This is a genomic window from Saccharothrix ecbatanensis (assembly GCF_014205015.1).
In the GTDB taxonomy this organism is placed as follows: domain Bacteria; phylum Actinomycetota; class Actinomycetes; order Mycobacteriales; family Pseudonocardiaceae; genus Actinosynnema; species Actinosynnema ecbatanense.
Window position 1 is genome coordinate 2,748,491 of record NZ_JACHMO010000001.1, and the last position, 22,610, is coordinate 2,771,100.

At 70.5% G+C, this 22,610-nt stretch carries 21 protein-coding genes; 6 read left to right on the forward strand and 15 right to left on the reverse strand.

The window, feature by feature from the left end; genetic code table 11:
- Positions 1-3: 3 nt before the first annotated feature.
- Positions 4-918, reverse strand: a complete 915-nt coding sequence (locus F4560_RS11855; protein ID WP_184919471.1) for a carbohydrate ABC transporter permease — start codon at positions 916-918, stop codon at positions 4-6.
- A complete protein-coding gene (locus F4560_RS11860) occupies positions 918-2,153 on the reverse strand; it encodes an ABC transporter substrate-binding protein (protein ID WP_184919473.1) in 1,236 nt (411 codons plus the stop codon). The genes F4560_RS11855 and F4560_RS11860 overlap by 1 nt, the downstream gene beginning before the upstream one ends.
- 273 nt (positions 2,154-2,426) lie before the next feature.
- Here F4560_RS11860 and F4560_RS11865 point away from each other — a divergent pair, with 273 nt between their 5' ends.
- On the forward strand, positions 2,427-3,461 hold the full coding sequence (locus tag F4560_RS11865) for a LacI family DNA-binding transcriptional regulator (protein ID WP_184919475.1): 1,035 nt from the start codon (positions 2,427-2,429) through the stop codon (positions 3,459-3,461).
- Between the two features lie 37 nt (positions 3,462-3,498).
- On the opposite strand, the gene F4560_RS11870 is transcribed toward F4560_RS11865, so the two are convergent.
- Together F4560_RS11870 and F4560_RS44355 are read right to left on the reverse strand one after the other, a co-directional pair.
- Positions 3,499-4,071, reverse strand: coding sequence for a response regulator (locus F4560_RS11870; RefSeq protein ID WP_221484218.1), 573 nt, complete (start codon positions 4,069-4,071; stop codon positions 3,499-3,501).
- Positions 4,068-5,174, reverse strand: coding sequence for a sensor histidine kinase (locus F4560_RS44355; protein WP_184919478.1), 1,107 nt, complete (start codon positions 5,172-5,174; stop codon positions 4,068-4,070). Before F4560_RS44355 ends, F4560_RS11870 begins: the two co-directional genes overlap by 4 nt.
- A gap of 120 nt (positions 5,175-5,294) precedes the next feature.
- On the opposite strand from F4560_RS44355, the gene F4560_RS11880 reads away from it, so the two are divergent.
- Together F4560_RS11880 and F4560_RS11885 are read left to right on the forward strand one after the other, a co-directional pair.
- Complete coding sequence (locus tag F4560_RS11880; protein WP_184919480.1) at positions 5,295-6,293, forward strand: hypothetical protein; 999 nt, start codon at positions 5,295-5,297, stop codon at positions 6,291-6,293.
- Between the two features lie 6 nt (positions 6,294-6,299).
- Complete coding sequence (locus F4560_RS11885) at positions 6,300-6,539, forward strand: hypothetical protein (RefSeq protein ID WP_221483456.1); 240 nt, start codon at positions 6,300-6,302, stop codon at positions 6,537-6,539.
- Position 6,540: 1 nt separating this feature from the next.
- Here the strand turns inward: F4560_RS11885 and icmF are convergent, their stop codons facing one another.
- The gene (gene icmF / locus F4560_RS11890) at positions 6,541-9,780 is read right to left on the reverse strand and encodes a fused isobutyryl-CoA mutase/GTPase IcmF (protein WP_184919481.1); all 3,240 of its coding nucleotides are present in this window, start codon (positions 9,778-9,780) and stop codon (positions 6,541-6,543) included.
- A 185-nt stretch (positions 9,781-9,965) separates the two neighbouring features.
- Between icmF and F4560_RS11895 the strand changes: the two genes are divergently transcribed.
- The 3 genes from F4560_RS11895 to F4560_RS11905 all read left to right on the forward strand — a co-directional run bounded on the left by F4560_RS11895 (position 9,966) and on the right by F4560_RS11905 (position 12,652).
- Positions 9,966-10,133 carry a hypothetical protein gene (locus tag F4560_RS11895; protein WP_184919482.1) on the forward strand — a complete coding sequence of 56 codons (168 nt, stop codon included), beginning with the start codon at positions 9,966-9,968 and terminating at the stop codon, positions 10,131-10,133.
- 76 nt (positions 10,134-10,209) lie between these two features.
- Positions 10,210-10,827 carry an alpha-ketoglutarate-dependent dioxygenase AlkB gene (locus tag F4560_RS11900; protein ID WP_184919483.1) on the forward strand — a complete coding sequence of 206 codons (618 nt, stop codon included), beginning with the start codon at positions 10,210-10,212 and terminating at the stop codon, positions 10,825-10,827.
- Between the two features lie 187 nt (positions 10,828-11,014).
- The gene (locus tag F4560_RS11905; protein WP_184919484.1) at positions 11,015-12,652 is read left to right on the forward strand and encodes a cellulase family glycosylhydrolase; all 1,638 of its coding nucleotides are present in this window, start codon (positions 11,015-11,017) and stop codon (positions 12,650-12,652) included.
- Positions 12,653-12,695: 43 nt separating this feature from the next.
- Here the strand turns inward: F4560_RS11905 and F4560_RS11910 are convergent, their stop codons facing one another.
- The 10 genes from F4560_RS11910 to F4560_RS11955 all read right to left on the reverse strand — a co-directional run bounded on the left by F4560_RS11910 (position 12,696) and on the right by F4560_RS11955 (position 22,594).
- A complete protein-coding gene (locus F4560_RS11910; RefSeq protein WP_184919485.1) occupies positions 12,696-13,631 on the reverse strand; it encodes an ATP-grasp domain-containing protein in 936 nt (311 codons plus the stop codon).
- Positions 13,632-13,979: 348 nt separating this feature from the next.
- Positions 13,980-15,053: an alpha/beta hydrolase gene (locus F4560_RS11915; RefSeq protein WP_184919486.1), complete on the reverse strand. Its 1,074-nt coding sequence runs from the start codon at positions 15,051-15,053 to the stop codon at positions 13,980-13,982.
- A complete protein-coding gene (locus F4560_RS11920) occupies positions 15,053-16,168 on the reverse strand; it encodes a serine hydrolase domain-containing protein (RefSeq protein ID WP_184919487.1) in 1,116 nt (371 codons plus the stop codon). Before F4560_RS11920 ends, F4560_RS11915 begins: the two co-directional genes overlap by 1 nt.
- Positions 16,165-17,034 (reverse strand): WXG100 family type VII secretion target, encoded by an 870-nt coding sequence (locus F4560_RS11925; RefSeq protein WP_184919489.1) that lies wholly within the window; start codon positions 17,032-17,034, stop codon positions 16,165-16,167. The genes F4560_RS11920 and F4560_RS11925 overlap by 4 nt, the downstream gene beginning before the upstream one ends.
- The gene (locus F4560_RS11930) at positions 17,028-17,393 is read right to left on the reverse strand and encodes a WXG100 family type VII secretion target (RefSeq protein ID WP_184919491.1); all 366 of its coding nucleotides are present in this window, start codon (positions 17,391-17,393) and stop codon (positions 17,028-17,030) included. Before F4560_RS11930 ends, F4560_RS11925 begins: the two co-directional genes overlap by 7 nt.
- Positions 17,390-17,737 (reverse strand): YbaB/EbfC family nucleoid-associated protein, encoded by a 348-nt coding sequence (locus F4560_RS11935; RefSeq protein ID WP_184919493.1) that lies wholly within the window; start codon positions 17,735-17,737, stop codon positions 17,390-17,392. Before F4560_RS11935 ends, F4560_RS11930 begins: the two co-directional genes overlap by 4 nt.
- 40 nt (positions 17,738-17,777) lie before the next feature.
- Positions 17,778-18,581, reverse strand: a complete 804-nt coding sequence (locus F4560_RS11940) for an ESX secretion-associated protein EspG (RefSeq protein ID WP_184919495.1) — start codon at positions 18,579-18,581, stop codon at positions 17,778-17,780.
- A complete protein-coding gene (locus F4560_RS11945; RefSeq protein WP_184919497.1) occupies positions 18,578-18,931 on the reverse strand; it encodes a hypothetical protein in 354 nt (117 codons plus the stop codon). The genes F4560_RS11940 and F4560_RS11945 overlap by 4 nt, the downstream gene beginning before the upstream one ends.
- On the reverse strand, positions 18,928-20,193 hold the full coding sequence (locus F4560_RS11950) for a hypothetical protein (protein WP_184919499.1): 1,266 nt from the start codon (positions 20,191-20,193) through the stop codon (positions 18,928-18,930). Before F4560_RS11950 ends, F4560_RS11945 begins: the two co-directional genes overlap by 4 nt.
- A gap of 109 nt (positions 20,194-20,302) precedes the next feature.
- Positions 20,303-22,594: an NACHT domain-containing protein gene (locus F4560_RS11955; RefSeq protein WP_184929087.1), complete on the reverse strand. Its 2,292-nt coding sequence runs from the start codon at positions 22,592-22,594 to the stop codon at positions 20,303-20,305.
- Between the last annotated feature and the right edge of the window lie 16 nt (positions 22,595-22,610).

Consider the following 22,610-nt stretch of genomic DNA (forward strand, 5'->3'; position numbering starts at 1 on the left):
CTCTCAGTCCGTCCGGATGCGGCGCGCGGCCAGGTAGCTCAGCCCGGTGATGACGACCGTGGCGATGACCAGCAGCCAGGCGACGGCCGACGCGTAGCCGAAGTCGAACTGCTTGAAGCCCTGCTCGTAGAGGTAGAGCGCGGCGGTCTGGAACTGGCGGTCCGAACCACCGGTCTCGCCGCCCGCGCCGAACAGCAGCGGCTCGGCGAGCAGCCGCATGTTGCCCGCGGTGGCGATGACCGTGGAGAAGATGATCTGCGGGCGCAGCATGGGGACGGTGATCCGCCAGAACTGCTGCCAGCCGCTCGCGCCGTCGAGCCGGGCCGCTTCGTACACGCTGGTCGGGATGGCCTGCATGGACGCCAGGAAGATCAGCGCGTGGTAGCCGGTCCAGCGCCACACCACCATCGCGGCGATGGCGGTGTGGGAACTGCCGGTGCCCGCCTGCCAGTCGATCTTGCCCAGGTCGAACAGGCCCAGCACCCAGTTGATCATGCCGAAGTCCCGGCCGAACAGCTGCGCGAAGATGATCGTCACCGCCGCCACCGAGGTGATGTTCGGCAGCAGCACGCCCATCCGGAAGAACGTCCGGCCGCGCAGCCGCCGGTTGAGCAGCTGCGCGACGCCGAGCGCGAACAGGATTTGCGGGACGGTGGTGAACAACCACAGGCTGAGCGTGTTGCCCATCGCGTTCCAGAAGTGCGGGTCCGCGGTGAGCAGCTCGACGTAGTTGTCGAGCCCGATGAACGTCGCCGCGTCGCCGTCGAGCAGGTTGCGGTCCTGCATCGACACCCAGGCGGTGTAGAGCAGCGGGAACAGGCCGAACACCGCGAACAGCAGGAAGTACGGCGCGATGTAGGCGTACGGCGCGTACCGGATGTCCCACCGGTGGCGGCGTTCGCGCCAGTCCGTCTTCATCACTCTTCGACGTCGGCGACGAACTGCTGCCACGACTCGTCCGGGCTCTGCTTGCCCTGTTCGACGCGGAGCATGGCGTTGCCCATCGCGGTCTGCACGTCACCGGCCTTGGGACCCTGGTACTGCGGCTTCAGGGCGCGGGCCGCGTCGGTGAACACCTTGCCGACCGGTGCGTTGTTGAAGAACTCGTCCTGCTTCATGGCCACGGACTGCTCGCCGTACAGCTTGGGCGCGGACGGGAGCAGGCCGGCGTTGGCGAAGACCTTGGCCTGCTGCTCGGGCGCGGTGAGCCAGGTGGCCAGCGCGACGGCCTTGTCGACGTTCTTGCCCTGCTTGGGCACGGTCAGGTAGGAGCCGCCCCAGTTGCCGCCGCCGCCGGGCACGGCCGCGAGGTCCCACTTGCCCTTGGTGTCGGGGGCCTGGTCCTTGATCTTGGCCATCATCCAGGCGGGGCAGGCGAGGGTGGCGAACTGGCCCTGCTTGAAGCCGGTGTTCCACTGCGGGGTGCTGTGCAGGAGCCCGGCGGACAGGCCGTCGGCCACGCCCTGGGAGACCAGGTTCCAGCCCTTCCTGATGTCGGCGTTGTCACCGACGACGATCTTGTCTTCCTTGTTGTAGTAGCCGGTGGGCGCCTGGCCCACGATGGCGTTGAGCACGGTGGGGCCGCCGTCGAAGAACTTCGCGCCGGCGGGCGCCTTGGCCGCGAACTGCTTGCCGGTGGCCATGAACTGCTCCCACGTGGGCCACAGCGCGGACACCTGGTCGCGGTCGGAGGGCAGGCCGGCGGCTTCGAACAGGTCGCGGCGGTAGCAGATGGCCAGGCCGCCGATGTCGGTGCCGTAGCCGATCTGCTTGCCGTCCTTGGACAGCGAGCCCTCCCACTTCCAGTCCAGCCAGCGGTCCTTGATGTCGGAGCTCAGCTCGGTGAACTGGCCGGGGTTGGCCTTGAACTGGTTGATGTAGCCGACGTCGACCGCCTCGATGTCCGCCGCGCCGTTGTTGGTGGCGAGGTGGGCGGCGAGGTTCTTGTGGTGGTCGGAGTAGGAGGCGGTGCGGTCGGTGATGTCGATCTCCGGGTGCGCCTTCTCGTACTCCTCGAACAGCTGCTGGTAGCCGAAGTTGCCGAACATGCCGATGGTGATCCTGGTCTTGCCGTCGGCGCTGTCGCCGCCGCAGCCGGCGAGCAGGCTCGCGGCCAGCAGACCGACGCCGACCATGGTCCCGGTTCGTCTCATATCGCGGCTCTCCCTCTTTTCCAACAATCCAGCCGATTCGGGGCACGCCGGATACGCGCAGGGTCGAACCGAGGGGTTTCCGGCGAATTCGACCGGGTCCGCGCCCGGTCTGTGTGGTGTACATGACAGCCGTGGGCCGCGACACCGTCAAGTAACGAACAGATAACCCCACTGTTTCAGGGCTCCGGCGTTTCCGCAGGTGATACGGTGTCCAGCCTGGTCAGGGCCTGGTCCCTGCGAGCTTGAAACCGGTTACAAAGAAGGGGCCGTGCGATGCCGACGATCCGCGAGATCGCCCAGCTCTGCGGAGTGTCCGTGGCGACCGTTTCCCGCGTTTTCAACCAGCCCTTGACGGTCAGCCGGGAAAAGCGCGAAGTGGTGGAACGGGTGGCCCGCGAGCTGGACTACCGACCCAACGAGTCGGCACGCGCGTTGGCCACCAAGCGGTCCGGGCTGATCGGCCTGGTGTGGGACACCGACCACCGCCGGCCGGGGTGGCGGCACCCGTACCTCCAGGAGTTGCTGATCGGCTTGAAGTCGGCGCTCAGCGCGCACGGGTACCACCTGCTGATGCTCGCCACGAGCGGGTCTGCGGCGTTGCGGGCGGTCGGCGCGTCCCTGGCCGACCCGGTGGCGTACGTGAACATGACCCGGCGGCACCACTTGGGCGGGCTGGTGCTCATCGACAGCGGGTCGGACGCGTCCGCGTTCACCGCGTTCGCGCAGTCGGGGCTGCCTTGCGTGGCGGTCGACGTGGACGTCGACGGGCCGCGGGCCACCTACGTGACGTCGGACAACGTAGGCGGCGCGGCACTGGCCGTTCGGCACCTCGCCGCTGCCGGGCACCGCCGGATCGCGACCATCACCGGGCCGCGCACCAACCGCCCGTCGGTCGACCGCGTGACCGGATTCCGTGCGGCGATGGCGGAGGCAGGCCTGGACGTGCCGCCGGAGTACGTGGTGGAGGGCGACTTCTACCGGCCCAGCGGCCAGGCGGCGATGCGGTCGCTGATCGCCCTGCCCGAGCCGCCGACCGCGGTGTTCTGCGCGAGCGACGAGATGGCCGTGGGTGCGCTGCTCGCCGCACGCCACGCGGGTTTGCGGGTGCCGGACGACCTGGCCGTCGTGGGGTTCGACGACATCGAGCTGGCCGCCTTGGTCGACCCGCCCCTCACCACGTTGGCGCAGGACAAGTCGGGTATCGGAGTGGCCGCGGCGCGCGCTGTGCTGACCATGGTGCACGGCGGCGAGACGCCCGAGCCCGCGTTCCTGCCGACCAAGCTCGTGGTGCGCGCCTCCAGCAGATGACCCGGTCAGGGCTTGACGCGGTCAGGGCTTGACGCGGTCAGGGCTTGACCCGCCCGGTGGCCCAGGCCCACGCGGCGATCGCGACCCGGTTCCGGGTGCCGGTCTTCTGCTGGACGGACGCGATGTGGTTCTTCACGGTGCCCGGCGACAGGAAGAGTTCGGCGGCGATCTCGGCGTTGGTCCGGCCGACCGCGACCATGGCCACGACCTGGTCTTCCCGTTCGGTCAGCACGACGCTCGACTGTTCACGCGGCAGTTCCCGGCCTCTGAGCAGCCGGACGGTGAGCTCCGGGCTGATGAGCATGTCGCCGTTGATCGCGGCCCGGACGGCTTCGATCAGCAGGGCCGGGGCGGAGCGCTTCAGGATGAACCCGGCGGCGCCGTGGCGCAGGGCGGCCTGGACGTACTCGTCCAGCCCGAACGTGGTGACCACGACGACGTGGATGCCGGAGCCGTCCAGCGCGCGGGCCACCTCGATGCCGTCGATGCCGGGCATCCGGATGTCGGCGAGCACCACGTCCGGCCTGATCGCGAGGGCGGTGTCGATCGCGGACCGGCCGTCGGCCGCCTCGGCCACCACCGTCAGGTCGGGCTGGGCGTCGAGGATCATACGGAAGGCGCCGCGGATGCCCTCCTGGTCGTCGGCGAGGAGGATTCGGGCGACCACTCCGGTGATTGTGCCGGCGGTAGGCGCGCTGTCAGCGACCACCCGTCCGGCATTGCGCGGGTGACCAGTTCGCCGCCCTGTTCGGCGACGACCGCGGCCAGGCCGGGCAGTCCCGACCCGCCACGCCGCCGGCCGCGCGTGCCGCTCACGCCGTCGTTGGTCATCCTGACCTCCAAGGCCCCGGCCGAGTCGCCGACGTGCAGCTCGACGCGCGTCGCCCGCGGTGCGTGCCGCCGGACGTTGGTCAGGCCCTCGATCACGATCCGGTAGGCCAGGGCCGCGGTCTCCACCGGAACCGTCAACTCCGGGTCCAGGTGCAGGTCGACCCGCGCGGGACCGGCGGCGGAGAACCGTGCGGCTGCCTCACGGATGCCGCCCAGATCGCCCACGGGGCCGAGAGGTCGGTCGTGGTGGAGCATGTCGAGCGTGCGGTCCAGCACCGACAGTGCCCGCTGACCCGCGGCCTCGACGCGTTCCAGCGCCGGCAGCGGATCGCCCGCGACCGCGCCCGCCTGGGCGTGCGCCACCATCTCGCTGATGTCGTGGGCGACGAAGTCGTGCAGGTCCCGGGCCAGCCGCAGCCGCAAAGCGGTGCGCGTGTCGGCCACCGCGCGCTCCTGCCGCACGTCCAGGGAACGCAGGTAGGCGCCCACCCCGGCGGCCACCAACGCGCCCAGTCCCCAGAACACGCACGCGCCCAGCACCTCCAGCGGCGACTCGGGCGTGAACACGCGCAGCAGCCAGCCGCCCGCGGCCAGACCCGCCACCACCGCGGCCAACACCGCTCGCGGCGGTGGCGCGTACCGGACGGCCAGGCCCGCCGACACCATCAGCGCCGCGCTCTCCACCATCCCCAGCACGCCGGTGCCCCACTCCGGCTTGACCGCGCCCAAGAGATGGGCCAACGTGAAGATCAGGGACACGCTTCCGGCCGTGAGGACCAACACGGGCAGACGCGGCCTCAGCCGTGGCCGGAACAGCCCGATCGCGTTCACCGCGACGGCGACCACCACCGGCAGCAGGACGACAGCCCAAGTCACGTTCACCCCAAGACGATAAGCACATCCGCCGATCGCATGACGAGTGCCGAACGGCACCTCTTCCGCGAACACCGGTGCCGAACGGCATCTGGCTCGCCACCCGGCCACGGCGGAAGGCTCGACCACATGAAGAAACTGTCTACTTCGGACCGGTGGGGCTACGCGGCAGCGCTGTGGGCGTTGACCTACGGCGTACTCGGCGTCGCCTGGGCGTTGGGGATGCCGGGGTACCCGTGGGGCGCCAGCGATTCCGATCCGGACGGGGCGTTGTCCGTCCTGGCCGGCACAACACCGGGCTTCGGCTGGTGGATCGCCTCGTTCTCCCTGGTCACCGCGGCCTCCGCGCTGGCGCTGACCGGGAACAGCGGCCACCGCGCGCCGTTGGTCCCGGCCTGGACGATCGCCGCGCTCCTGGTCCTGGTCATCCCCGACTCCCGGCTGCTGATGGGGGTCGCCTACACACCGTTGCTGACGGTCGCCCCTCTGTTCGGCTGGGAGCTGGGCGGCACCACGTTCGCCGACGCCTGGCCGTGGCCGGTGCTGAACCAGCTCGTCTGCGTGCTCGGCGGCCTGCTGCTGGCCGCCGCAGCGCTGGCGTACGGGCGCAAGCGGGAAGGCCGGACGTGGTTCACCCCTGAACGCGGGCGCGTCGCCGTGTACGTGGCGTTCGCCGCGCCGCTGGTGTACTGCGCGACGCGGTGGGCGTGGGCGCTCGGCATCCCTCTCGGCGTGACCGGCGAGTTCATGGCCGAAGGTGAGGACGGCATGTGGCTGGCCGGCGCGTACCTGGCGACCTTCGGCGCGTTCGGCGGCGTGCTCACCCTGGGACTGATCCAGCGGTGGGGCGAGGTCTTCCCGCGCTGGATCCCCGGCCTGCGCGGCAAGCGGGTGCCCCCGATGCTCGCGGTCATCCCGGCCGGCTTCGTCGCCATCATCGTCACCGTGGCCGGGTTCACCTATATCCGCTTCGCCATCGCCGGCCACTTCACCGCCGACGAATGGGGCGCCTGGCTGCCGGAGTGCTTCTGGCCGATCTGGGGCGCCGCACTCGCCACCGCCGCCATCTCCTACCACCAGCGCCGCAAGCGTCCGGCACGCCCCATGTCGGCCGCCGGCACCCGGTAAACCCGGTTGCCGTCCGATGCGATCCTGGTGGCCGACGGCGACACCGGGGAGAGCTGGTTGGCGAAGCGGCGGTACGTGGCGAGGGGTGTGCCCGGCGGCTACCGGATCTGGGACAACAAGGCGCGGCGGTGGTGGGGCGACCACTACGAGCTGTGCCCCGACGACCTGCTCGCCGAGCTGAACGGCGCCGCCGACCCCGCGCGGATCACCGCCCTGCTCAAGCGCTACCGGTCGCTCCGGCGCTGACTCAGACGTTGCGCCGGTACTGGCCGCCCACCTCGAAGAACGCCTCGGTGATCTGGCCCAGCGTGCACACCCGCGCCGCGTCCATCAGCACCGCGAACACGTTCTCCCCCGACGCCGCCGCCTCCTTCAGCCGCCGCAACGCGGGCTCGGCCTCGGCCGCGTGCGCGGCGGCGAAGGCGCGGGTCCGCTCGACCTGGGAACGCTTCTCGTCCTCCGTCGCACGGGCCAACTCGATGGTCACGTGCTCGCGCGACCCGTCCTCCGGCAGGAACGTGTTCACGCCGATCAACGGCAGCGAACCGTCGTGCTTGCGCTGCTCGTACAGCATCGACTCGTCCTGGATCCGGCCACGCTGGTACCCGGTCTCCATCGCGCCCAGCACACCGCCGCGCTCGGAGAGCCGGTCGAACTCCGCCAGCACCGCCTCCTCGACCAGGTCGGTCAGCTCCTCGATCACGAACGAGCCCTGCAACGGGTTCTCGTTCGCCGACAGGCCCCACTCCTTGTTGATGATGAGCTGGATCGCCATCGCCCGCCGCACCGACGACTCGGTCGGCGTCGTGATCGCCTCGTCGTACGCGTTGGTGTGCAAAGAGTTCGTGTTGTCGTACAAAGCGCACAACGCCTGCAACGTGGTGCGGATGTCGTTGAAGTCCATCTCCTGCGCGTGCAGCGACCGCCCCGACGTCTGCACGTGGTACTTGAACTTCTGCGAACGGTCGTTCGCGCCGTAGCGCTCGCGCATCGCGATCGCCCAGATCCGCCGCGCCACCCGGCCGATCACGCTGTACTCGGCGTCCATCCCGTTGGAGAAGAAGAACGACAGGTTCGGCGCGAAGTCGTCGATCCTCATCCCCCGCGCCAGGTACGACTCGACGTACGTGAACCCGTTGGCCAGCGTGAACGCCAGCTGGCTGATGGGGTTCGCCCCCGCCTCGGCGATGTGGTAGCCCGAGATCGACACCGAGTAGAAGTTCCGCACCTTCTGCTGGATGAACCACTCCTGGATGTCGGCCATCATCCGCAGCGAGAACTCGGTGGAGAAGATGCAGGTGTTCTGCCCCTGGTCCTCCTTGAGGATGTCCGCCTGCACGGTCCCGCGCACGGTCGCCAGCGCCCACGCCTTCAGCTGGTCCGCCTCCGCCGACGACGGCTCACGGCCGTGTTCGGCGCGGAACTTGTCGACCTGCTGGTCGACCACCGTGTTCAGGAAGAACGCCAGGATCGTCGGCGCCGGGCCGTTGATCGTCATCGACACCGACGTGTTCGGCGCGGTCAGGTCGAAACCGTCGTAGAGCGCCTTCATGTCGTCGAGCGTCGCGATCGACACCCCGGACGTGCCGACCTTGCCGTAGACGTCCGGCGGGGTGTCGGGGTCGCGCCCGTACAGCGTCACCGAGTCGAACGCGGTCGACAGCCGGGTCGCCGGCGAGCCCTTCGACAGGTACTTGAACCGCCGGTTGGTGCGGAACGCGTCACCCTCCCCCGCGAACATCCGCGCCGGGTCCTCGCCGTCCCGCTTGAACGGGAAAACCCCCGCTGTGTAAGGGAAGTAGCCCGGCAGGTTCTCCCGACGCAGGAACCGCAGCAACGTGCCGTCGTCGTCATAGCGCGGCAGCGACACGCGGCGCACCTTGTTGCCGGACAACGTCTCCCGCGTCAGCTGGGTGTGGAGCTCCTTGTCCCGCACCCGCACCACGAGCTCGTCACCGCTGTAGCCCTCCACCATCGTCGGCCACGACGCCAGCAGCTCCGCCGACACCGCGTCGACCTGCTTCTCCGCCGACTCCAGCAGCGACGAGATCGCCGCCGTGTCGTGCCCCGCCTCCTCCAGCTCTGCCCGCGCCGCACGCAGGTGCGCCACCCGCCGCACCGCGTCCACGTGCGTCTCGGTCGCACGGTGGTAGCCGCGTACCGTCTCGGCGATCTCGGCCAGGTACCGCACGCGCGTCGCGGGCACGACGGTCGCCGCCGACGTCGAGACCTTCCCCGACACCACCGGCAACGCGCCCTCGGCGACGTCCAGCCCGCGCTTCGTCAACTCGTCGCGCAAGTGCTGGTAGAGGGCCGTCACGCCGTCGTCGTTGAACGTCGCCGCCGATGTGCCGAAGACCGGCATGTCCTCCCACGACGCGCCGAACGCCTCCCGGTTGCGCACCAGCTGGCGGGCCACGTCACGGCGGGCGTCCTCCGCGCCCCGGCGCTCGAACTTGTTGATCGCCACCGCGTCCGCGAAGTCCAGCATGTCGATCTTCTCCAGCTGCGACGCGGCGCCGAACTCCGGCGTCATCACGTACAGCGAGAGGTCCACGAACGGCACGATGGCCGCGTCGCCCTGGCCGATGCCCGGCGTCTCCACCACGATCAGGTCGAACCCGGCGGCCTTGCACGCCAGGATCGCGTCACCCAGGCCGTCCGGCACCTCCGAGCCGGCCCGCCGGGTCGCCATCGAGCGGAAGAAGACGCGGTCGCCGTCCAGGCAGTTCATCCGGATCCGGTCGCCGAGCAGCGCGCCGCCGCCACGCCGCCGGGTCGGGTCGACGGCCAGCACCGCGACCCGCAGCTTGTCCTGCTGGTCCAGCCGGAACCGGCGGACCAGCTCGTCGGTCAGCGACGACTTGCCGGAACCACCCGTTCCAGTGATACCCAGGACCGGCGCCGCGCGATCGGCCGCCGTCCGCACCATCCGCTCACGCACGTCCGCGGGGAGCGCACCGGCCTCGATGAGCGTGATGGCGCGGGCCAGCACGTCCTCGCTGCCGGTGAACAGGCCGTCCCACGACGACGGCGGACGCTCGGCCAGTGACTGGTCGCACTCCTCCACCATCGTGTTGATCATGCGGGCGAGGCCGAGCTCCTGGCCGTCGGCCGGGGAGAAGATGCGCGCGACACCACGTGAGTGCAGCAGCTCGATCTCCTCCGGCACGATGACGCCGCCACCGCCGCCGTAGACCTTGATGTGCTGCGCGCCGCGTTCGGCCAGGAGTTCCACCAGATAGGTGAAGTACTCGACGTGTCCGCCCTGGTAGGCGCTGATCGCGATGCCCTGGACGTCCTCCTGCACGGCCGCGGCGACGACCTCGCGCACCGACCGGTTGTGGCCGAGGTGGACGACCTCCGCGCCCTGCGACTGGAGGATCCGGCGCATGATGTTGATCGCCGCGTCGTGCCCGTCGAACAGGCTGGCCGCGGTCACGAAACGGACCGGGTGCAGCGGGTTGTGCAGCGATGTGGCGGTCACGACGGCTCCTTCGGGCAGCGCTGGACTACCACCAGATTACTAGGACATCCGTCTATCGGAAGTACGATGGAGTTGTGTGCCAGGTCACCCGCCGGCACGGTCGCGTCGATCGTTTTCGCAACCCTGGCCGTACCCCTCACTGACTTAGCGTGTAACTTCCGTCCAAACGGGGTAGAGGATCTTCCATGAGCAGCACACCTATCTACGACGAGCTGGCCGCCATCCTGCTCGCCGACAACCCGGGGACGACCGAGAAGGCGACCGCCGGGAAACAGCAGCCCGAACCGGCGTCCGAGACCTCGAAGCAGGTCCGCACCGGTGGCCGACGACGCAAGCCCGAGCCGGACGCCTGAGCTTTCAGTTAACACTGAAGCTATAGAGTTCACTGCGGGTCGAACGCGTGTTCGACTCTCGGGTTATGCTGCGCTCATGCAGGTGTCGCTGTTCGACGACGGCGCGGAGACGCCCGCCCTGCGCCCGCTGGCCGGTATCCGGCGGACGGTGCTCGGTGACGGCGCCTGGGTCGACGTGCTCCCCGGCTGGCTGACCGGCGCGGACGCGCTGTTCCAGGGCCTGGCCGCCGAGGTGCCCTGGCGTGCCGAACGCAGGCAGATGTACGAGCGCGTGGTCGACGTCCCGCGCCTGCTCTGCTTCTACGACGAGGACATGCCGCTGCCGGAGCCGGTGCTGACGCGTGCCCGTGCGGAGCTCACCGCCTGGTACGCCGAGGAGTTGGGCGAGCCGTTCCGCACCGCAGGCCTCTGCTACTACCGCGACGGGCGCGACTCCGTGGCCTGGCACGGTGACACGATCGGACGCGGTTCGAGCGAGGACACGATGGTGGCGATCGTGTCCGTCGGCGCTCCGCGCGCGTTGGCGTTGCGGCCCCGTGGCGGCGGCGCGACGGTCCGGTACGCGCTGGGGCACGGGGACCTGATCGTGATGGGCGGCTCGTGCCAGCGGACGTGGGAGCACGCGGTGCCGAAGTCCGCCAAGCCGGTCGGACCCCGGATCAGCGTCCAGTTCCGACCGCGGGGCGTGCGCTGAGCTGTTGCTGTTCGGACCACGGACGGACCGCCCGATTCGGCTCAACCGGGCGGTCCGGGCGTCGTCGCTGGTAGTGCCCGGAATTACTGGTCCTTGAACACTGTGACCGCGGTCATTACCCTCCGCTGGGAGCGCTCCCTGGGAGCGCTCCCAGAACGCGTTGCGAACATCCTCAAAGGAGAGCGGTATGCGGCAACGGAGATCGATCTTCGGCGCCTTGCTGGCGGCTGCGATGGCCGTCAGCGGGGTCGTCGCGATCACCACGGCGGGTCAGGTCACCGCGGCCCCGGCCGGTGGTTACCTGCACACCGCGGGCAACAAGATCGTGGACAGCAACGGCGCCACGGTCCGGCTGACCGGCATCAACTGGTTCGGCATGGAGACCGACAACAAGACGTTCCACGGGCTGTGGTCCAACCGCACGTGGAAGCAGCAGCTCGACCAGATGGCCTCGTTGGGCTACAACACCCTGCGCGTGCCGTTCTCGAACGACGCGCTCAAGCCCGGCGCGACGGCGTCCGGTGTCAACGACTTCAGCAACCCCGACCTGGTCGGGCTGACGCCGTTGCAGATCCTGGACAAGGTCGTCGACTACGCGGGCCAGAAGGGGATGCGCATCATCCTCGACCGGCACCGGCCGACCAGCGCCTCCCAGTCCCCTCTCTGGTACACGTCGACCGTCCCGGAGTCGACGTGGATCAACGACTGGAAGATGCTCGCCCAGCGGTACGCGGGCAACACCACGGTGATCGGCGCGGATCTGCACAACGAGCCGCACGCAGAGGGCACCAACCCGGCGGCGACCGGCGCTTGCTGGGGCTGTGGCGTGGTGGAGCGCGACTGGCGGCTGGCCGCCGAACGGGCGGGCAACGCGATCCTGTCCGTGCAGCCGAACTGGCTGATCTTCGTCGAGGGTGTGAGCTGCCCGAGCGGCGGTCTGTCGAACACGTGGGACAACGACACGTCCAACGACGAGGACTGCGGCTGGTGGGGCGGCAACCTGTCCAAGGCCGGTCAGTTCCCGGTGCGGCTGAACGTGGCGAACCGGCTGGTCTACTCGCCGCACGAGTACGCGACGTCGGTGTTCGCCCAGAAGTGGTTCGACGCGCCGGACTACCCGGCCAACATGCCCGCCATCTGGGACAAGTACTGGGGTTACCTGTACAAGAGCAACACCGCGCCGATCATGATGGGTGAGTTCGGCACGACGCTGGCCAACCCGAAGGACAAGGTGTGGCTGGAGAACCTGATGGCCTACACCGGGACGGGTGTGAACGGGATGTCGTTCACCTACTGGTCGTGGAACCCGAACAGCGGTGACACGGGCGGCATCGTGGGCGACGACTGGACCACGGTGAACCAGGCCAAGCAGTCCATCTTGCAGCCGTACCTGATCCCGCCGACCAATGGGCCTGTCACCACGACGACCAGTTCCACCACTTCGTCCAGCACCACGTCGTCGACCGGGAGCACCACGGTCACCACGACGACCACGACGTCGAACGGCAACTCGGGGTCGTGCAAGGCGGCGTGGCGGCAGGACAACGCCTGGCAGGGCGGGTTCCAGGGTCTGCTGACCGTGACGAACAGCTCCACCAGCGCGGTCAACCCGTGGAAGGTCGTGTTCACCCTGCCCGCCGGGGCGACCATCAACAGCGGCTGGAACGGCACGTTCAGCCAGACCGGCACGACGGTCACGGTGACGGCGCCGTCGTGGGGGTCGTCGTTGGCGGCCGGTGGGTCGGTCGGTCTCGGATTCACGGCGAACGGTCCGCTGGGCCAGCCCGCCGGCGTGACGCTGGCCGGGACTGCCTGCACGGCGTGATCTTCGTGGTCGGCGGGCCGCCTTGCCTCGCGGCGGCGGTCCGCTAGCCCAGGATCGAGATCATCGTGTGCGCGGTGGTGGTGCTCGGCCGGTCACTCACCTGGCCGTCGCCGAGCTCCACCACCCGCCAGACGCCGTCCTGACGCCGGGCCAGGTCGACCGCGACGAACCGCAGATGTCCCACGAGCGGCCCGATCGCGGCCAGGTCCGGCGCGTCGCTCGGATTGCCAGTCGAGTCGCCCAGCTCGCCAGTCGCGTCATGCGGGGTGCCGGCTGCGTCATGCGACGTGCCGGCTGCGTCATGCGGGGTGTCCGGGTGAGGGCCGACGAGGGCGCACACGCCGTCCACCCACCACGTACGGACCTCGGACGAGGTGAACGGCTCGAAGCGGCGAAGCACGAATCCGCCGGTGGCATCGTCGTCCCGCAGCTCGATGAGGCGACGTGCGACGTCCCAGGCGGCGTCGGCGTCGGCCAGGTCCGGGATGTACGCGGCTTCGTGCCAGTAGTGCTTCATCGACTTGGTGTAGTCCCGCAGCACGGCAGGGCCGGCGCGGAGTCGTTCGCGGGCTCGCTCGAACTCTTCCCGGTCGAAGCCGTCGGTCCAGACGGACTCCGGCGTGAGGTCCTTGAAGTCGTCGTACCAGCCCGGCAGTTCGTGCGCGCTGCGGTACTGGTCGGCGGTGGTCCGCAGCACGGCGCCCCGTCGCGCGAGCGCGTCCGCGAAAGCCGCGTAGTGCTCGGACCGCAGCATCCAACCGCGGTAGACAGCGCGATGGACGGCGCGGTGGACGGCGTCCCCAGGCTCCTCGGGCACCGGCACCTTGGCGACCGCACGCGCTGCTTCGCCGCGGGCGAGTAAGTCGTGGTCGACCAAGGCGACCCGGTGCCCGGCGTCACGGGCGGCGGTGGCTTCCGCTGTGAAGTGCGGGTCGGGGCGGGTGGAGCGGAGCGGGTCGGCCGGCACCAGGAGCATCATGGCCGTCATGGTGATCGATCGGCACGTCTGTTGCCGGCGGGTTTATCGCCCGGCTGGGCCTGAGGCTGGGTCTGAGCCGGCAGTGGGAGTGAGTGTGCGGGCGTGGGAGTGGCGGGAGTGCTGTGCGCTTGGCGCGTCGTGGGGTTGGTCGCGGGCCTCGTTGTTTTAACCGACGTTTGAGTTCAATGATAACGGCGTCTTGCTTCAACGTGCCGGCATGATCACCCGTTCGTGGAGCTGACGGATCAGAAAGCCGCAGGTCAGAGCGGGTCCGACCTCGCGTCGTCACCGGACCACTGTGGCACGGTGACGACGCGCGCGCTGTGCGGCTACGGGTGGGTCAGGCGGCTACGGGTGGGTCAGGTTGTCCATCAGCAGACCGACGAAGTGGTTCATGTCGGCCAGCAGGCACGGGAACTGCGCGTGTTTGCCGGTGCAGCCCTCCGCCCACCCGCCACCATCGCCGTAATCCACGAACGTGTGCGGGATGCCCGCCGCCACCAGGTGATCCCGGGCAACCCGGTTCGTCGCCCTGGCCCGGTTCTCCAACACGGCCAGGACCGTATCCACCGTGAGGTCGCCGCCGTCGCCGGTGTACATCGCCACACCCATGCCGCGCAGCGGTCCGACGTGCTGCGCCGGGCTCTCCCGGTTCCACACCCCGTCGAACGGCCACACCGGCGGACCGAAGATCGCGTCCACCGCCACCGTCGGCACACCGCTCCCGGACAGCTGCGTGGACCCGACGACCGCCACCCGCTGTTCCTGGCTGAGCAGGTCCAACCCACCGGAGAAGCTACCGACGTACCCGAACAGCTCCGGCCGGTGCTCGGCGTAGTGGAACGCGCCGAACCCACCCATCGAGTGCCCCGAGATCGCCCGGCCGTCCCTCGTCGGGATCGTCCGCAGGTTCGCGTCCACGAACGGGATCACCTGGTCCAGGTGGAACGTCTCCCAGTTCTGCGGCCCGAGCGCGGCCGGCGGGTACACCCAGTTCGTGTACCACCCGCGGCCTGAACCGTTGGGCGCCACCGTGATCAGCGGGACGCCGACCGTGCTCTCCTCGAACAACCTCTGGTTGGCGGCCGTGTTCGGGCGGTCCGGGTGGCCGTGCAGGTGGTACTGCACCGGGTAACGGGTGGCGGCGGCCTGGTCGTAGCCCTCCGGCAGCGTCACCATGATCGCGTGCTCACCGGAGACCTGGCCTTCCATCACCGAGTACGCCGGCACCTGGGCGGTCCGGACGGTGAACACGAACGTGCGTTCGTCCGCGTCCACCCACTTCGGCTGGCTCACCACCGTCAGCCCATGCCCATCGGCGAACACGGGCGGCGCGCTCGCTGCGTGCGCGCTCGTGCCTCCGGAGAGCAGGCCGAGCAAGCCGAGCACCACGACGAACGCGGTCGGTCGCCGTCGCCGCATCACGCCTCCCCCTCACACAGCGCGGAATCGGCAACGGCGCCGATGGACGGTGTCGTGTTGGCGTTGTTCGAGTTGGTGACCACCGAAGCGAACCGGCCGTCGTCGGTGACCAGGGTCATCGAGTAGTGCCCGGTGGGCAGGCTGCCGTCGTGGCCCCATGCCTCACCGCCGCACGACAGGGGCACCCTGGCCAGCGACAACCCGTAGAAGCCGCCCGGCGTGAGGGTCCGCATCTCGGCGAGCGCGGCGGCCGAGACGACGCGGCCGTCGAGGAGTGCCCGGTAGAACTTCGCCAGGTCGTCCAGGGTGGACGCCATCGCGCCGGCGGTGCTCCAGAACGACAGCTCGGTCGCGGTGGTGGCCTCGACCCAGAAGAAGAACGGGCCGGCCCTGCCGCCCAGGTAGCCGGGCAGGTACGGGTCGGCCAAAGCTCGGACTCGCGGCGCGGGGAAGGACGTGCGAGTCAAGCCGAGCGGCACGATGAGCCGTTCGGTGATCACGTCGCCGACCGTGCGGCCGGTGATCCGCTCGATCAGCATGCCCAGGACCAGGTAGCCGACGTTGGTGTACTTCCAGTCCGTGCCGGGCGGGAACTGCGGCGGTTCGTCCATCGCCGACCGCACCAGCTCGGCGAGCGAGTAGGTGCCGTCGGGGTTGGGCACGGCGTCGCGGACGTCCCTGACCAGTCCGCTGGTCATCTGGAGGAGCCGGCGGACCGTGATGACGTTGCCGTCGTAGTTGCCGGTGACGACGCCGGGGAGGTAACGCTCGATCGGCGCGTCCAGCGTAACGAGCCCTTCATCCACGAGCTGGAGCACCACTGCCGCCGTGAACGGCTTCGTCTGGCTACCGATGCGGAAGTGGTCGGTTGCCGTGAGCGGGCGGTTCTGGTTGATCTTGGCGGTGCCGCTGGTCAGCGTCCACGAGCCGGTGGCGTTCCCCGCGTGGACGGCGGCGCCCGGTCCGGCCTGTGAGCGGTAGCGGTCGAGCACGGCCCTGGTCGCGGGGTGGTCGTCCTGCGCGGCGGCGACCACGGGCGTGGTGACACCGGCCGTGACGGCCAACGCGACACCGCCCGCGATCGCGGCCAGCCACCGGCGAATCGTGCCGGTCATGCCGGTTCGTCCGTCGTCGGTGACGTCGGGTCTGCGGGCTTGGCGGTGGGCTCGGCTGCGGGCTTGGCCGCGGGGCCGGCCGATTGGCTCTGCTCGCCGATGAACGACAGGACCTCCTTGACGACCTTCAGCACGCTCAATGCGCCTTCGACCAGCTTGATCAGGTTCTCGCCGGACGCCAGCAGCTCGGCCAGCTTGCCGGCGATCCGCGTGCCGCAGTCGACCGCGATCTGGACGCACTGCGGGATCGCCACCGCGATGCTCTGCCCGAACGTCGCCGGGGCCGCCGCCACCGCCTGGGTGATGATCGGGGTGATCTTGCCGACCGCCTCGGTGATCAGCTGGGTGACGTCCGCGACGACCTTCGCCACCACCTCGCCGGCCGCGATCATCGCCTTGGCCGAGGTGAGCGAGGTCTCGGCGATCGACAGGATGCCGTCGGCCAGCTCGGTGCCGGTCTTCAGGTAGTCGGTGGAGGCCTCGCCGGACCACTCGCTGGTCTCGTCGCCGACGGAGGACCGGTACTCCTCGGCGACCGACGTCGCGTCCCGCCCGGCCGTGTCGAACTCGGTCGCGCCCGAGGTGACGGAGTCCGGGTCGCCGCGCAGCTGGTCGAGCGGCTCCTCCAGGAACGAGATCATCGGCGTGAGGAAGCCGACGCCCGCGCTGTCCAGGGCCGACAGCGGCCGTTCGGTCGAGCCGAGCGCACCCAACGGGGCGGGCTGTCCTCCGGCCAGATCGGACGACAGCCACTCCTTGTTGTCGACGGCCGCACCGGCGGCCCGCAGTTCGGCGAGCAGCGCGTTGATCCGTGCCACGTCCGTTGCCGGCTCGGCCACCTCGGACCGGGTCAGTGTCGTCACCACCGGAAGCCCTCCCCCATGGTCGCCTCGATGCCGGTCAACCCGGTGGCGCTGTCGTCGTCGGTCCGCTCGTACTGGTCGGCTGCCTGCCTCAAGCCGCTGCTGACCTTGTCCAATGTGGAGGCGGCGTGGCCGAACGCGTCGAGCGTGGTGGCCATCGCGCCGCCCAGACCGGCGGTGAGGAAGCCGGCGAACGAGCCCAGCGACTGCTCGCCGAGCGAGTCCGGCAGCCGGGTGCCGGACTCGCTGAGCAGGTCGGCGCGGCCGGCCAACGTGCGAGCGTGCGCGCGCAGCTGCTCGGGGTCGACGGTGAAGGCGTCCGCGGTAGAAGGGCCTGTGGTGGGAGCGTCTGCGCCGGTCATCGCGTGACCTCCGCGGGCTGGTGCTCGGTGATCCGTTCCAGCGCCTCGCCCTCACCGAGGTAGCCGGCCATCACCTCGGTCATCCGCGCGCCCGCCAGCCGTTGTGCCTCACGGGCGGTGGCGACGATGAGCACGGCGAGCGCGTCCACCTCCAGCTTTCGGGCCGCCGGCGTCAACGTGACCTGGTCGAGCACTCCCCCGGCGTTCACCGTCACGGTGACCTCACCTCGCGGCGATGTCGCGCTCGCTCCCACCTCACGCAGGCTCGCACTCGCCGCACGGGCGCCGTGCGCCGCCCGTTCGAGCCGTTCCCGGTAGTCCGCCAGCCACTGTGCTGAATCCATGGTCCTCCCCTTTCCTGGCTCCACTTGTTCCGCCCGACCTCTAGGCGCGGGCGATCGCCGCGATCTCGCCGAGCACCCGGACGAGGTCGCTGTGCCGCAACGGGTTGACGCTCACCCAGCCGCCGTCCCCGTGATCCACCCGGACCCGCCCCCGTGCGCTGTCCAACCACGACACCTCGCACGGCCGGGTGACGGCGTCGCCGCCGGATCGGCGGACGACCCCGAGCTGCCCCCTGCCCGTCACCGCCGGGAACAGCTGGACGAGCCGGTCGACCACGGCCTCGTCACCGCCGTACGCGCGGACCAACTCGCGCACGCGCCGCCGGGTGACGTCGTCGGCGTCGGTCGTGTCCGGCGTGTCGGCGAGCAGCCGCATCGCGCTGTCGACCACGCCGGGCGGCAACGTGACCGGCATGGTCACCGCTGCCCGGACCGCGGGGATCAAGCCGGCGAGTTCGTCCTCCAGGGCGGTGGCTTCGACCACCGTCACCTGGACCGCTTGGCCGTCGTGCGACTGGTTGCACACGACCGCCCGGTCCCCGTAGACCATGGCCACCGCGCCGATCTCCACACCGCCGCCGACCACCACCAGGTCGACCGCGCCCCGGTACTCCCGCAACGCTCTGACCAGCTCGTCCGCGACGCCGACCGGTCCTTCGTCGGTGGCGAGCCCTCGGGCGCACAGCGTGTGGCCGGCCGAAGCGAGCAACGCGTCCCGTTCGTCGGCGAACCGGCCGAACGACGGCACCCGCAGCGGGAACGGGAAGCGCACCCCGGCGTGGGTGGCGAGGAGGTCCAGCTCGACGGGTTCGAAGCACGCCGCACGCTCGATCGCGGCGGTCACGACGCCGCCCCGTCCGTCCGCGGGGAGCCACCGGCGGCCTGGACGCCCTTGCCGGTGTCTCCGTCGACCTTGGCGTAGGCGGCCTTGGCCTCGGCCAGCATCCGCCGGAACTCCACCACCTCGCGTTGCGCCGCGCTCACCTCGCCGGCCAGACCGGACTCCCCCGCCGCCGCACGCAGCCGCGTCGCCAACTCGACCGCCGGCGGCGCGGTGCCGAGCATCGGCTGCCGTTCGGCCAGCCGGCTCACCGCGGTCACCAGGTCGCCGGTGAGGTCGCCGAGCTTGGTCAGCGTCGTGATCCGCAGCTCGATCTGGTCCAGCTCGACCTGGTAGCCCTGCCCGGCGTTCACAGCTGTGCTCCCGTCGTCAGGCCGATGACCGCCGGGCTGACCGGCAGGTCCACGGTGAACAGGCCGTGGTCGACAGTCGGCATCTGGTTCTCGTGCGGCTCGTCGTCGTTGCCGGTTCTCCCGCCGCCGACCGGCGCCATCACCCCGCCGTTCGCGCCCGTACGTGCCGAGGTTTCGCTCCCGTGGTGCGTGGTGGGCATTCCGAGCACACCGGCGGTCATGCCGGCCAGCACGCCGGCACGCGGTCCGGGCCCCAACGACACGCCATGACCGGCGGTCGGTGCGCCGATGGCCTGGTTCATGCCGGCCACCGACCCTCCGCCGAGGAGACGTGACCACGGCACCCCGCCCCGCGTGCCCGCCGACGTGCCGCCAGTCGTGCCGAGCGGCATGCCGCCACCCGTGCCTGCGGGAACGTCGGCGCGGAGCACCGGAGTAGCCGGCGGGATCGCTCCCCGCGCCTGGTCGATCAGCCGGCTGCCGCCCACGAGGCTGGACTCGTAGGTCCGCATCGCGCGGATGGCCTCGGCCTTCTGCTGGTCCACCGAGGCCGCGCCGAAGTAGAAGCTGAACCCCGCACTGCCCACCGCGCCGAACGCCGTGCCCATGCCTGAGGTCGGAGCCGTGCCGAAGATCCCGGCGTAGTTCGGGATGGACGGCAAGGAGGCCGTCGACCAGCTGGGAATGGTCGATCCGGTGAAGAAGTTCGGCGCGGTCGGGAAGTTCGGTGCCATCGGGATGGTCGGCGCGGTCGAGAAGGTCGGGATGGCCGGTGCTGCTGGGAAGCTTGCTGTCGTCGGGATGGTCGGCATCGACTGCGCCAAGGCCGCCGCGAAGCCGCCCGTCCCGAAGGCGGACTGCACCCGCGTCGCCGGATCGCCGTCGATCGGCGCCACAGGCTCGGCCGGTGGCGGCGGCATCATGGCCCTGGCCGTGGCCAACGCGTCGGCCGCCTCCTGCGCGGCCCGTTGCCCCGCGTACGCCAGCTCGCTGATCTTCTCCACCCGGCCGGCCAGCGCGTCCAGCCGGTCGGCCGCCTCCTCCGCCGCCGAGCCCTGCCACCCGTCCAGCAACGCGACCCGCTGTTCCCGCAACACCTCGGCGTGCGTGTCCAGCGCGGCGCGGTACTGCGCCCACTCGGTGGCGACCACGCTGACGTCGGCGACGTCGGCGTCCTGCCACAGCATCCGGTACAGCTCTTCGTGGCTGTACGCCTCCCAGTTCACCGCACCCGCCGGTGACGCCGACTCCTCGGTTGGCACCCCGCGACCCCCTCCCACTGCCGGCCTCCACCGGACACTGCCAATGCTCACGGCGCGGGGGACGGCGGGACAGGCCAGGAAGGCGGCCATCTATGGCCGGTGGCCGTGATCAGGGAAGACGGCGGTGGATGCCGGTCAGGTGGTCCTGGAGTCGGGCATGGCGGAACTGGTAGACCGCACCGGCCCGGCGCAGCACACCACGCCGGTAGGCGTCATCGAGGAAGCCGTTGACGGCCCACGGCAGCCTGCCCATCAGCGGCAGCCAGATCCGGGCGAACACGACCCACTGGCCCCACGCGGTCATGCTGAGCACGTAGCCGAGTCCGTCGCCGAGCCCGCCCACGATCCCGATCGCCAGCACGGCGGCGGTGCTCGTCTCGATCGTGACCCCGAACGGTCCACCGCCTGGCAAGGCCATCAACGCTGTGGCGATGAGCCAGGTCGTAGCGGTGACGAAGACCACGAAGGCCGGCACGAACAGCGCCACCTGGACGAGCACGGCAGTCCTGTTCGCGTGGAGCAGGCCGGCCGGGCTCGCGGCCGACCGGATGTCCAGAGGCGCTTCGACCGCCGCGAGCAGCCCGAATGCCAGGCCGACCCCGAGAGCGAACACCGCGATGTACACCGCCGTGTCGACAACGATCCCCGCCAGTGAGATGGGGACGCCCAGGATGATCCGGGATGCCAATCGGAGCACGCCCCCGTAGGACAGACCGACCAACGCACCGAACAGCAGGCCCATCCGGGCCCGCGACCGCACCCGCGGCCACCTCGTTCCCGATCGCGCCCGGAATCGGAACCTCAGCCTGAACCGCGCCGGGCGGAGCGGCTGGACGACGGCCAGGTGCCCGTGCGCCAGGCCGAACGAGACGCCGACGAGCACGCCGACCATGGTCCCGAACAGGAACAGTCGCCCGTTCACCTCGCCGAGCAGGAAGCCCTCGATCAGCACGTCCGCCACGCTGACCACGGCGCAGACGACGAGCCCGACCACCAGCGCCCTGGTTCTCGGACGCGCGGAGGTGCCGAGCTGCCACCAGGCGAGGTCGTGGGTGCCGAGCCGGCTCAGGTGGTCGGCGAGGTGGCCGAGCCAGCGCAGGACGTGGTCGATCTCGTAGGCGCGGGCGCCGCGGCGTTCCCGGTAGACGGCCGGCACGAATCCGGCGAGCAGGTGCCGCTCGATCGACTCGCGTGTGCCGAACCGGTCTGCGTCCAGCAGTTCCGCCGGGTCGTGGTCGGGGGTGTCGCTGTAGATGCGGCGTGCGAGCGCCACCATCAACGGTGTGGTGAGCACGGCGGCGAGGGCGCCGTCGGGACGCGCCAGCACCTCGTCCAGGATCGGTTGCCAGACGTTGCCCGCGCCGCTGCTCTTCCGGGTGGTGCGGGGGAGGTAGTCGGCCAGGTCGTCCTGGGTGAGGTCGACCAGTTCCACCGCGCCCGCCGCCCTCAGCACGCCGGTCGCCTCGACCGCCGCGCGGTACTCGTCCACCCGGCTGGTCAGCAGGAGCGGCAGGGTGGTGGCGTTCAACGCGGCGAGTGCGGCCCGGTGCAGGCCGCGTGCGATCTCGTCGAACCCGTCCAGCACGGGCAGGACGCGGTGGGCGTCCACCAGCGCCGCGGCCAGTGTCGATCCGCCGGGGCCGGGTGCGGCGAGGCCGGGGTGGTCGCGCACCAGCTGTTCGGCCAGCCAGTCGCGCAGGCCGGTGCGGTTCGGGTTCCACGAGCCGAGGCCGAAGATCACCGGGACCGGGTCGTCCGGTGCTCGCGTGGCCAGCAGGTCGAGCACGAATCGCGTGGTCAGGATCGTCTTGCCGGCGCCGGCCCGGCCGAGCACCACCAGTCGGCAGGAGGGGATCCGCCGGTAGACGGCCACCACCTGGTCGAGCCGGCCGCTCAGGTCGAGCGGGCGTGCGGGCTCACCCGGCTTGGTCACGAGGATGTTGGCCCAGCTGTCCTCCAGTGCGGCAGGCGCGCGTCGCCAGCTCACGGGCAGCGGCACCGGGTCGTGGACCTGCTGCTGTTCCTCCTCCCGCTGCCAGCGGGAATGCACCGCGTACGCGAGCGCGTCGGTCGCCTCGACCAGTGGGTCGTCGTTCACCGCCGGTCCGCGGCGCGACCGGCTGGGCGCAGGTCCACGTCGGACGGTGGCGGGTGGGTCCTCGACGTCTTCGATCTCTTCGGCGTGCCCGGCGGCGGTGAACAGCTCGGCACGCTCGGGTCCGCTCAACCGCAGTGCGTCGGCCAGCATGCGCACCGTGCGGACCTGCGGGTTGTCCCGTTTACCGGTCTCCAGCCCGCGGACCGTGCGCTCGCCGAGACCGGCGCGCGCGGCCAACTCCTCCTGGCTCAACCCGGCCCGCTGCCGCCACTGCCGCAGTAATGCGCCGAACCGGCTCGTCAACCCGCCCCCCAGCGTC